The 12,804-nt window shown below is 28.2% G+C and carries 6 protein-coding genes; all 6 read right to left on the reverse strand.

Annotation, left to right across the window (positions count from 1 at the left end; genetic code table 11):
* Positions 1-7: 7 nt before the first annotated feature.
* Complete coding sequence (drmB, locus tag MED152_RS07330; protein ID WP_015481227.1) at positions 8-2,086, reverse strand: DrmB family protein; 2,079 nt, start codon at positions 2,084-2,086, stop codon at positions 8-10.
* Positions 2,087-2,092: 6 nt separating this feature from the next.
* Positions 2,093-6,385 carry a helicase-related protein gene (locus MED152_RS07335; RefSeq protein ID WP_015481228.1) on the reverse strand — a complete coding sequence of 1,431 codons (4,293 nt, stop codon included), beginning with the start codon at positions 6,383-6,385 and terminating at the stop codon, positions 2,093-2,095.
* Positions 6,378-8,681: a hypothetical protein gene (locus tag MED152_RS07340; RefSeq protein WP_015481229.1), complete on the reverse strand. Its 2,304-nt coding sequence runs from the start codon at positions 8,679-8,681 to the stop codon at positions 6,378-6,380. Before MED152_RS07340 ends, MED152_RS07335 begins: the two co-directional genes overlap by 8 nt.
* Complete coding sequence (locus tag MED152_RS07345) at positions 8,669-10,336, reverse strand: DNA/RNA helicase domain-containing protein (RefSeq protein WP_015481230.1); 1,668 nt, start codon at positions 10,334-10,336, stop codon at positions 8,669-8,671. The genes MED152_RS07340 and MED152_RS07345 overlap by 13 nt, the downstream gene beginning before the upstream one ends.
* Positions 10,299-12,050 (reverse strand): DNA cytosine methyltransferase, encoded by a 1,752-nt coding sequence (locus MED152_RS07350; RefSeq protein WP_015481231.1) that lies wholly within the window; start codon positions 12,048-12,050, stop codon positions 10,299-10,301. The genes MED152_RS07345 and MED152_RS07350 overlap by 38 nt, the downstream gene beginning before the upstream one ends.
* A 184-nt stretch (positions 12,051-12,234) precedes the next feature.
* Complete coding sequence (locus MED152_RS07355; RefSeq protein ID WP_015481232.1) at positions 12,235-12,636, reverse strand: hypothetical protein; 402 nt, start codon at positions 12,634-12,636, stop codon at positions 12,235-12,237.
* Positions 12,637-12,804 lie beyond the last annotated feature (168 nt).

Below are 12,804 nucleotides of genomic sequence, written 5' to 3' on the forward strand. Positions count from 1 at the left end.
AATAAATTTAATTAATAATATCTTTAAAAAAACCATTATCTGAATCTACCAAAATCTTTCTATCTAAATATAAATTTCTGTGTTCACAAGATGTTTCACTTACTAAACTACAAGAAAAACACGATGCAAAATTTAAATCAAATAAACCTTGGCCTTCGGATCCCCAGCATAAAGGATCACTATTACAAATGGTAGCTCTTTTAATCGCACTTTTTATTAGATTATTTAAATTTTGTGGTCTAGTTTGAGCTATTAGACCCCCCATGCTACCTTCTGCACCTTCAGCTGTGTAAATTAAACAACCATACATTTTATAATCATCCTCATTCGACACATAAATTCTTTCAGATAAAGAAGCTGTGGGATACCCGCATCTAAACTCTAATTCTCGCATTATTAAATGAGAAAATGTATGTACTAAATATAATTGCCAATTCATAACATTGGCAAAATCAATTGCACCTTTATTAAAATTATTTGAGTTATTTTGTAATTGAGATAATTGTGATTGTATATTACCAATGACATTACTGTTATTAATGAAATCTTCAATCAATTCATCATTAAACGAAAAGAAAATTCCTTCTCCAAAATTCTCAACTACAGGATACACCAATACGTTTTCATTTTTACTTCTAAAAATATTTTTTGGATGTGCATTTTCAGCATCTGCATCTATTGGTAATACTCTTGAAAAATCGAGTTGAGCAGAGGTAATCTTCATATTATCTATCCTAAGAACACGATTAAAGTAGTCTCTTGTTTCTTCATCTAAATGGGTAGTAACATCTTTTACTTTTAAGTCTTTAGGATATTTTCTTAATAACTCTTCATCTTTATGAAATGCTTTAAATTCATTATATCTGAAAATCATCTCTTTCATCGAATCTGGAATTTCTTCTTCAATTTTATTTGGTAATTCAGCCTCTAGCTTTTTAATTTTTTGTTTCAACTCAATTGCTTTGTCTAAATTATCAGCTAAGATTGACCGTTTTTTTTCAGCCTCTAATTTCATTATCTCTAAGGTAACATCACTCTCAAACAACTCACTATGTAAATATATACTCGACATTATTCTTGAATAATAGATATTATTACCAGTGGTTAATGTCACTTTCATAGGTTTCGGAGAGTTACATGTTTCAGTGGGTGGGTTTTGATTTCTAACATTTTTATCACCTGCATAAGGAAATCTTTCATCATTTTCTGTGGATGACTCCCAAGGCTTATGACCTGAGCATTTAATCTTAACATTCATTAAACCTTTTAGTGATACACCTTTATTACCAATACAACCAGAATTAACACAACGAATAAATTTACCATCATAACCTGAAGCATTACCTCTATTAGATGTTATTATAATATTAGGATTATTGCAACAGTTTTGATTTACAAATAAGTTGACAGGGTCATCTTTATGAATTGCTAAAGGCTCTTCTTTACGCCATCTTAAAAATTTAGACCAAGGAAAATCACTAATGTGGCCATGTTCGCAAAGTAAAATGATATTGTCTTGTTTTAAATCATTTGTCCAGCCTTTTTCTTCGTTAAAAACATGTTTTGGTGGATGAAATTTTTTACCATGCTTATCATCATTTTCTTTTCTATTAACCCATTTTTTATACCAGTTACCATAATGATTATAATTATTGGAATTATCAGCAAATATTTTAGGCATATAAGTACTAGGTATTGCTATTTTTTCACCACTATCCTTAATCTTATTACTATGAGTTATAATATCAATATCTGGAACTAATACTAGGTATTTCAAATTTGGTAGTTCCTTTCTATCCATTTTAAGAGATTCTAAAAGTCTATGATCATTAGAGATACTAATGTTTCCATTTCTTTCTAATCTAGATTGTTTAATAACATAGTCTTTTAAGTTTTCTTCATTTTCTCCTTCCTTATGAATATCTAAAACTCTTTTTAAAAATCCCCATTCTTCTATACAAGAAATAATTACACTACCATATTGAGTATGAACGATAGATCCAGGACCTCCATAAGCTGACAACAATTTATATTTACTTACAGATTCATTTGCTTGATTATTTTGATTATAAACTTTTTTAGCCATATTTTTTTATTGTTGAACAGTTTTTATAATCGCAGAAGCTCCAATTTCTCTTAATGAATAAGAGACTTTCCAATGTTCTGGATAATTTTCATCTAATGCATTGACAAAAAGCGCATCGTTAATAGATTGGTTTTGCTTATTACGATACACAATAACCTTTTTAGAATCAGTACCATCTAATTTATTAATCCAATTATTCAGTAATTCATTTAATTTATTATTAATATCATCAACTTCATCTTTAGATATTATACCATCGATAGTAGATTTTACACCAGCTTTCCTATGTTGCAGATGCTTATCTAGTGCTTCTGCATTATGATATACTTCTTGAATTTCAGATTTTATTAAGTTCTTTATTCTTACAATCTTATCATTATTAATATTTGATGCAGAATCATTATTCATCAATTCTAATTCTTGATTATGACGAATGATAACAATTGCATACATCGCTAAATAACGATTGAGTGCTTTACTCGCAAAAGGGGTAACCGATATTGGTTCTACATAACTGTAAAATTTCTCATGAAATTCCTTGAATTTTTGATAGTGTGAAATATCCCTTGACCTGAAAGGGTGATGTACTGTAAAAACAATACCATCTTCATCTCTGGCTACCCTACTAGATGCCTGTATGTATTCTGCAATGTTTCTAGGCATGGAGTTAATCACAATTGTATTGAAGCGTGAGACATCAATACCTACTGATATCATATTAGTGGAAATAATAAATTCTGGTGGGTTATTTTTTTTCAGAATTAATTCTTCTGGACCTTCCTGTGACTCTAAAAGCGTCCATTTTTTCTCTATATCAGCTAAATTTGTTTTAACCTCTTCTCCAGACAATCTACCTGTAAGTTCAGAATACTTAATTTCATTTTCCTTTCTTATTAATCTGTCAAAGAAACTCCAAGGAATTGTGTTTTTAATAACATAATTAATATCTCCAGGTAAATAATGGTCTAGCTGGGATTGTGCCTTACCCACATCTTTTAAACTATTGTAATATGCCAATATAGAATGATAATAATCAAAAACCTTTTTGAGTTCATACAAAGTTTCTGGGTTTTCAAAAACTTCATCAACAGAATATTTTTCTTTAAAATATTTTAGCCTATGACTTAAACATATAGATATAATACGCAATTGCATCCATACTTGAGTTTTACCAATTGGTAAAACTCCTATATACTTTCTTTTAGATTGATATTTTGTGATATCATCATCTCTTCTTTTGTAAAAAGCAAAAAATGAATCGTCGCAAGTAATCCCTTGCTTTGGAAAGATTTCAGATCTTCTATTAAATAAAGCAAATATTTGTTTATCCGTGTTTCTTGTAGTAGCAGTAGATGTAACTATTTTAGGTTTTATTTTGTTTCCACTCTCGTCCTTATATGTACATAAATAATCAATACTTTTTTCAAATAAACCAACTGATGATCCTAATGGGCCTAATAATAGGTGTAATTCATCTTGAATTATTAACTCAGGGGGTAGAACATTTCTTTGGTAACCTTTCCCTATTAATCTTCTTGAGTCTTTATTTCTAATAACAGGTATCGTTGAAACATTATTAGCAAGTGCTGCAAATTTATCTACTGTACCAAATAATAAGGTCGGTGGATATTTATAAATATCTTCATCAAATAATCTTAAAGGTAAACTTTTTGTCTTAGATGACCGTCTACTGTGAAAAGTACAACCACTTGTATTACAAGCAATATGTAATTGATCATTAATTCCATAATTACCAATATGGTTAGGTTTGATATTTGGTAAATCTTTATCTATAAATAAATCCCCACCACACCAAGGGCAGTCTGTAAAAGGCAAATTAGTAGAGATTGGTTGCTTATTTTTTATAGACTCAGAGACCTTTTCTAATTCATTAATCATTGATTTATCGCCCTGACTCCAATAATTTGGTAATGAATCTCCTCCAACAAATAAACCAATTGTAATACGCTCTTCACCTAATGAAAAATTATTTGGTAGCGAAAATTCATCTTTTCTAATTACCTCTAACGAACAAATTAATATTGTAGCCCTTTGAAATTGCTGCAAGGTTAACATCCTTAACGTATAGCGCATTAATACGGTTGTACCAAAGCCACGTTCTCCTTTTGTAAATCGTCTCAAAGCTATTGCAAAAGCAATAATACCAAGATATGCCTCTGTTTTACCACCACCAGTAGGAAACCAAACTAAATCTGCAATTTCATTTCTTTCAGGCCATCCAGTACCAAATACATCTTCTACAGTATTCTCATTCTCGTCTGGTTTTACAAAAGCATCTACATTTAGTAAAATAAATGCCAACTGAAAAGAACGCCATTTATATTCTGTTTCTTTACCATCCTTATCATAAATCTTTTCGTTAGAATAATATTCTTCGCTATTTTCTTGATTTGGAACAAAAGGTTTGTTCTTTTTTGACTCAATACTATGATGCAATTGCATAAACATTGCTGTATTCATTGTTCTAAATGCAGCAATAGCCTCGGAGTTATTTGCCAATAAAGCAATATTCCTTTTTAAGCGCTTATAATCATTTCTACAGGCCTTTAACTGCTTATTTAATAGTTCTCTAGAGTTCTCGTTAAGGTTCTTCTCTTCATTTAAATCTGCCTGTTTATCATTTATCCAACTGTCTATCGTTTCGTCTCCATAAGCATCAATAAATAAGTTTAATCCTCCAATAATTTCATCATCTGTAACGTTACTGAGAGTAGAAAGATATCGCATAGACAGCATGGTATCATCTTCAATTCTAGATTTAATAGCATTTTGACTTTTAATGATTTTACTAGGCTTAAAGTCAACTGTAGGTGTTTCTTGAGTGGGAAGGAAATCTGAAGATATAAACTTCAGCCCATTATTGGTAGTACCCCAATTCACAGATGTATTATAACCTTCACCATAATCAATATAGTTTCTGTAAATTAACTTATTAAAACTATCTTCTTCATCAAAATCTAATAATTGAGGTGGATTGTATTGTGAAAGACAAGATTGTTTCTTTTCCTGAATTCTTAATTCAATTCCAAAAAATGATAATTTATTGGCTTGATCTTTTTTATTTAATTGAGGTGGTTCATTTTCTTTTAATTTATACTCATTAACGTTTTCAACTATTAATTTCACAAAAACTTTATCTTCATCATTTTTAGGAATATAGTATTGAACATAGTATTCTAAACTTTCTTTGTCTTTCTCATCAATTGGTTTTCTTGTTTCCCTTTGAATCGCTTTTCCATTCAGCTTTGGTAAATGAATTTCTTTTGTAAATTTTTCAGATTGCCATACTGGGGAAGCATTGCGTGCTTTTAGTATTGTTTTTAGGTCTGTAGTTATTTGTACTAACTGATTATAAATTTCGAGTTCTTTTATTAGGACCTTATATCGGTTATAATTGGATATTCCGTTTTCTAATTCTTTTTGAATAAAATCGGTTATTGAATCGGTAAAAATTGTGTAAACATTTTTATGGTGATGTTTAGATTCTGAAATTGAAAAAAACTGCTTAATAGGATTTGCTAAACCAAAATATTTAACCCCTTTATCTTCTTTTAACTCAATAATATTATTGTCAAATACTTTATTTAAAACTATGAGAAATTCTTTTTTTACATAGTTATTTAATAATTCGTAATCTATTTTGTAAATGTCATCTTGATTAAAGTCTCTGTTTGTATGAATAAATAAATTATTGCCTTTTTTAACTATACTAAAAGCTGAATTCAAGTATGTTGCAATAATCTGTTCTATTTCTTCTTTATATTCTTTAACGTTTATAGCTATTTTGTTCTCTACTAAAACCTTTTTTCTAATATTTTTATATTTCCTGTAGGAAAGTGTGATTTCTAAATCTTCTTGGATGTTTTTGTTTTTATCAAAAACGAATGATAGACCAAAGGTATTTGGATAATTTTGTTGAGTTAGCACAACATTAGTTGATGTATCTTCTGATATATTATCGTCATCTGCAGAGGTGTTTACAGGTACTTCATCAGGTTCATCATTTTCATCAGGTTCTCGTTGCTCTTCATTTCTATTTTCACTAGATTGAATAGTTCTTGGAAATAAAATAGCAGAACTATATTGATAAGCAGGAACTTCAGGTATAATTTCATCAAAATTCTCTATGGCAGAAACTTGAGCAAGGTCTTTGTCAACATATGTTGACTCATCCCAATCCTTAAGGAAAAAATATTTTTTATTATATGCACCAGGGCCAATAACTTGTTCCTTAACATAGTTTTCTAAACTTTCTCTTTTCTCTATAAACTTATTCATTTCTTATAGTTTTTATTTCAGTAAATTCAAGTTGACTGAATATTGTTGATATTATAGATTCAGAAACCTCATCTTCAGTAATTTCATTTGAATCGGATATATTAAAAATGGTATTATGTTGTTTAACTATTTTAGAAACTGATTCTATAATTAATGGATTTTCAATTGAGCCTATCCAATTATTTTCTATTAATAGTTCTATAATTGTTTTATAAACCTTTTTTAGTTCGTTATGTTTACTTCTTCCATAATATGCAATGAAAGATAGATGTTGGTCAGAGTCGTTGATATTTAAGAACTCACAAATTACTGCCCAATCTTTTTTTCTTCTAGGTATTCTGAATGTTTGCTCGTTAACTAATTCTACTGCATAGTTTTTGTCAAAGTAGTTTTGGTACTGGTATGAAATCCCTTTATTTTTTAGAATCTTATATATGTTCTTTTTTGTAAATAACTGCTTTTGATATGAAAGAACATCTTGAGGTATATTTACGAGCTTATCATAAAAGTCATTTGATTGAAATAAACCTGTAATATCTGAATCTCTTATTATCCGATCTCCGATTTTTAATGCTCTTGCTTTTACATACAATAATGAATCTCTCTGCAATAGAACTTTCTCATTTGATGGTATCATTAAGTTGTCATTTATAATTACTAACTCATCATCAATATCAACATCATTATTAAACGTCTCGATTTCTTCATCGTTTGTGAATTCTAAATCTTCTACATCTGCATTTTCATCTTCTAAATTTTCATCTTCTAAATTTTCATCTTCTATATATTTCCTTCTGTAATTTTTAAAATCTGACCTAATTTTAGTGATTAGATCTGTTTTTATTTTTTCTAACTCATCCTTATTTGCATCATAATTATCATCAAATTGTTCTCTCACATTGTTAAGCAAAGGACTGAATTGATAATTAAATAAATGAAGTTTTATCCAAGGTTGATAACCAAAATATAAAAAGTCTGGTATTGCAACATTGATTTTTTTGTTTGGTTTATTTTGACTTTTATTCACCAAATCAATTACGTTAAATGAGTCAACAACTATGATGCACTCTAAATTATCATAATCTATAGAATTAATAAACTCAACATTAGAATTAAGAGATTGTACATAATTTTTAAAATTATTGAAGACAAACTCTAATCTTTTTTTTCTATTACTTTTTAATTCGGGGAACGAGATTTTTGTTGAATTTGTTAATATTTTTTCAATCCAATTTAATTCAATTACCTCTTCAATTATTTCTTCAATTATTTTAATTATTGGCTTTTCAGCAACTGCAGGAAAATCTTTTTTAAATTGAACCAACCACTGCTCTTTAGTTAATGAAGGATTTAAGAAAAGTAACCAATATTTTGGAAAAGGTGTGGTGAACTTATTTAATTCTAGTTGAACCCATTGATCTTTAAAAGACTTAAACAAATCATATAGTTTTTTTGTATGATTTGTAGTGATAATCTCATAATTTAAATTTGTTTTAAGACTATTATCGTCTTGTAATAATATTAAATTATTTTCTAAATTCTCATTATTATAAGCAAATCGATTATTAAAAATTAAATTAAATTTCTTTTCTGCAACATCAGTTAAATATGGATGTGGCTTTTTAGAATATGGATATTTTATAAATAGGCTATTATTTAACTTTTTAGATATAAGTTGATCTTCTAATTCAATGGCTGAATCATCATCTAATTTATTATCAAATAACAAAATATTTTCCGAAATTAATTGACTAGAGACATTATCTAGATTGTTGAATATCAAGATTTTTTCCTTAATTTCAATATGGATTGGAAAATCAATAATATTTGATTTACGGATACTTTTAAAAAGTTTAAAAGTATTTTTAATGACACTTGCTTTGCAGTAATCTTTAATTTCTTCTTTTTTAAAAACGGGTAAAAAAGTGTCTAGTTTTGTAATTGTATCTTTTTGCCACAGAACTAGATTGTCCTTTTGCTTTTGAAACTCAAGTGTTAATTCTTCAACTCTCTTATCTTTCGAATAATTAAATATATCAAAAAGGCATGTGCCTTCAAAATCAGATAACTTTTGATTTTTTACAAGGTTAAAAATAATTGTAAATGCTCTTACATAATTAAAAGCAGTTAAAGAAAACTCTTTGGAATAATAAGGTAAATGTAATCTGAGTTTATCACTGTCGGATTTCAAAAAATTGAAATACCAGAAACCAATAGTTCTTAATTTACCATTATCTTTCTCGTTAAGAAAATCTAAAGTAGTATTATGGATTTTTACAAACTCTACTTTCTCCATAAGATAATTTTAACTGCTTCCATTGCTCTTGTAACAGCAACATAGTTTTGTACTTTAGATTTTTCATTTAATTCATCTGTTATCAGATAAACTGATTTATTTTCTAAACCGCGGTATTTAATTGGTGTTGCGTACCTTATTTTAGCTGAAGGAATATTAATGTTATTATCAAGAAGTTCCTCTAGATTATCTTTATAATAATCTTCGGCGATTTCTTTAAAAGAATCAATTATTTTGCTATGAACTAAAATTATTTTTTCCGAATTTAAGAATATTCGCTCATCAATGATTTCTTTAATTAATTTTAACTTATTCTCAAGTGAAACAACAATCTTATCTTCTTTAGTTTTTTTACTATGAAGTATATTATTTGATATAGTAATTATGTTTTTATTCTGTCCACATCTATACGTTTCATCAAATAAATAGTGCGTAAAACCATTCTCTATATAAAAGTCAGTATAAAAAGAGATATCACTAAAATTGTAAATGATTGTTTGTTTTGGATCATAAAGAACTAATAATTTAGGATGTTCCATTTTTTGTTCAAATTTTTCAATAAGCTCAAACAAACCTTTATTAAAATATTCTTGAGCCTCATCAAATATGATAAAACCTATTTCATCTGACACATTTTCATTTATAGCATTTTCATGGTAAACTTTAAACTTTATCAAACTATTATCTATGCCATAATCTCTAATTATAGCATGTTCAATTTTTGATTTTATTAATTTATTAGCGCAATAGTATATGCCTTTTTGTTGCATTAAAATATTTTCCGCTAAAAACTTTTTTGCTAAGACAGTTTTTCCTGTTCCAGGCGCACCTTGAATTATTACTTTTCTATTTCTTTTTAAACCTTTTAAGGTTTCATAATTTTCCTTTAAAATAATCTCAGAATTAATTCTTTCAGGATTATACCCATACGAAGATTGAGCTGGAAATAATTGAGCTTTTAGCGATTTAATTTTTTTCGAGGATAGTTCTGGATATTTTTCAAATATTTTTTTATTTATTTTTTCAGAAGACCAACTTGGGTTAAGTTCTCTTAATATTTTACTTCGTGAAGTTTTAGCTAAGTTTAATATGAAATCATAAAAAAGTTTATTTATTGCTTTATCATCTTCACCACCTTTTAAGTTTTCAAAATCTTTTTTAGAAAAAAGTAAATTTTTATAGCCTTCTAATTGTGGCCCTCTTAATTGAAAACCTGCTTCGTGTGGCAATACAATAGCTCTATATATAAAAACTCCCTCATCAATTAATTCTTTAAGTGTATGTGTATATTCTTTTGCTTGATTAAAAGGATTTTGAGTTTTGTAACCTCTTAGATTTGCTTTATTAAAAGAAAAATATTGATCGCTATTATCTACCTTTAAACCTCCCCCTTTAACCTCAAAAATTAATATTCCATACTTAGATAAAAGAACAAAATCTATCTGACCTTCAACTTTTCCCTTACTTGCTGGATGAGTTGACAAATTATAGTCATGCTTTAAAAACCACGATTCATTTTCTAAAAGTTTGTATTCATTAAATTTTAGAAATTGATCATACAGCCAAATTTCTCCATAAAGGGGAGAATTGTCTATTTTAGTTATACTTTTTTCTAAGTTATTTTCCGGGTAATTGTTTAATAAGGTTACTGGCATTCTTTTTTTCTTTTTCGTTAGCTACCGATGCAATTTTATTTATAGCATATAAAGCAAATAGTTGTTCCATTGGAATTTCATCCTTATATACAAATATTTCCCTCTCTCTTTGTTTAAGTGTGTTATTACTTATGTTTAAGTTTTTAATAATTACATTCACTTCATGTACTAATTCTGTAGGTTCTTTAAAATTACCTTTAGATTCTTGTAACTCATACATTTCCTGTAAACTAAGACCATCTGCAATTTTTTCTGAGAAACCATTATTGATTATTCTTACAAACTGTTTACCGCTTTTATTTTTAATCAACAAAGGTTCAAAATCTTTATAATAATTATCTTGAACTACTTGATTCTTAAAGTTTATACCTGTACCATATTGAATTGATGTAAACCATTTCTTATTTGGTTTTGTTTTTTTTTCAATTTCATAATTTGATAAAGTAACTGTTAAATTTCCCACTTTTATTGGATGCCTTCTAAACCGAGAGTTTTTTGTTCTTTTAGGTTGCTTATCAAATGATTTTTCTTTGAAGTCATTTAGATTTACTATGTCAGTAAATGCTATTTCTTTTTTTAGTTTAAGAGACTTGGGTGCTTTTTTATTTAAACTTAATAATACTTGATTAGCTAATGACCTACTTACTGAAGGACAAACCGCATTACCAACTAGACGCCACTTAGAATTTATTGACCCGAGAAACTGATATGTATACGGAAAACCCATTATACTTGCCGCTTCTCTTATTGTTGGAGTTCTATATTCACCATTCCCTTCTCGGTTATATTCTGATTTATAAACTAATGCTTCACGTGAAGTGCCACTTTTTGTTGCGGTAATTGTTCTACTTGGTTTATTTAAATTTTCAGGAAATGACATTTTCCCCATACAATAATGATTTATCTTATGCTCCATAGATTGACGCCATTCACTTCTATATAAACCACTATCATAGAAATGGTCAGTGATTTCTTTTTGTTTTAACATTATTGACTTGTAGACAGGGTCATTTTTTACTACATCTGACTCATTAGAATTTGGAGGTGGAATTTCTTGTAATAATTCACCCAAGGTATTCCAATTAAGTAAATTATCTCCTGCTATATTCGAATGTGTTTTTCTTGGAACAATTAATTTGTTAAAAAAAATAATTTCACCAGAAATAGACCTTTTTCTTGCCTGGTACGAACCATAGTCGGCGGAGTTCATTATTACTGTATTATCTTTTAAATTTAAAGCCTCAGAATCTGGATTTTTACCATTTTCAAGTGCCCAATCCGTTAAATCTAAATCCTTAAAGGAGTAAATTTCACTAATATATTTTTTGGAATTAACAACATTTTCCATAAACCAAGCTTTAAGAATAGAATCCTTTTGATGCTTTTTAACAGCAACTATTCTTAAAAAGCATTTTGTTAAATCTAAACCTAAAGATTTGTCTGCTTTCCCAGATTTATTTGAACTTGAAAATGAAACACAGGGTGGAGAACCAATTATTATGTCAGAATCTGGCAAATTATCTATTTCTTCTAAAGAATCTTTAAACTTTAATATATCTGTTAACTTTGATTCCGTATCAAAATTATAATTGTATGTATTTATTGCAGGTTGCCAATTATCAAAACCCTCTAAAATCTTAAAACCAACTTGTCTAAAACCTTCAGAAAACCCACCAGCACCACAAAAAAAATCAATGACAGTTAACTTACTCATGAAATCAATTAATAGAAATAGTATAAACTAAATAAAACGTTTACATTAATATTTTTTAAGGATGAAAGTTATTTAATTTTATCATATTTAGCAAGTAAATCTACCCATATAATTAGAATCAATAGATATAAACTTGATTTATATAGTATTAAAAATCCATATTAATGTAATTTAATAATTGATGTTAGCAAGGTTTAAAAAAGACCTTTAAATTCTTTTCTCTCCCCGCCATTTCTTTAATTACCTCGCTCAACCTAAGCTCTAACTGTTGTATATCCTTTTTTGTTGCAGGCTTATTTTCTTTAGTTGTAAATATTTCTTTTGCTAACTCAACAACTCCAGAACCAATAGCTGCATTGCTTACCCCAGATAAACTTATCTGATCAATTTTAGTCTTTTGAAACTCTTTTCTATTTTTGTTTGCAACTATTGAAAGTGTTGTTGCTTCTGTTGGTTTTACTGTTGGTTTGCTTTTTAATTGATGTGAGCGCACTCTGCAACTGTTACTACAAAACTTTTGTACTCCTCTTCTTTTAGGTACATATTCTTTTTTGCAATAATGACATTCGTAATTTCTTGTTTCCATTTAGCGTTAATTTTACGTACGATTAACTTATAATCGTTGGTTTTTATCCTTTTTTACCTCTTTTTGAATACATGATCCAATAAGTATTGAGTTGCTTCTTCCCTACTAATTGGTGATGTCCTTCTCTTTTTAGGCCTTTTTGATATGCTAAAATCCTTCTGTAGTTTT

The sequence above is a fragment of the Polaribacter sp. MED152 genome (assembly GCF_000152945.2).
GTDB lineage: Bacteria > Bacteroidota > Bacteroidia > Flavobacteriales > Flavobacteriaceae > Polaribacter.

Excerpts from the sequence above, each read along its gene's own strand:
- MED152_RS07340 (WP_015481229.1), bottom strand. The coding sequence starts at position 8,681 with ATGGAGAAAGTAGAGTTTGTAAAAATCCATAATACTACTTTAGATTTT.
- MED152_RS07355 (WP_015481232.1), bottom strand. The coding sequence starts at position 12,636 with ATGGAAACAAGAAATTACGAATGTCATTATTGCAAAAAAGAATATGTA.
- MED152_RS07345 (WP_015481230.1), bottom strand. The coding sequence starts at position 10,336 with ATGCCAGTAACCTTATTAAACAATTACCCGGAAAATAACTTAGAAAAA.
- drmB (WP_015481227.1), bottom strand. The coding sequence starts at position 2,086 with ATGGCTAAAAAAGTTTATAATCAAAATAATCAAGCAAATGAATCTGTA.
- MED152_RS07335 (WP_015481228.1), bottom strand. The coding sequence starts at position 6,385 with ATGAATAAGTTTATAGAGAAAAGAGAAAGTTTAGAAAACTATGTTAAG.
- MED152_RS07350 (WP_015481231.1), bottom strand. The coding sequence starts at position 12,050 with ATGAGTAAGTTAACTGTCATTGATTTTTTTTGTGGTGCTGGTGGGTTT.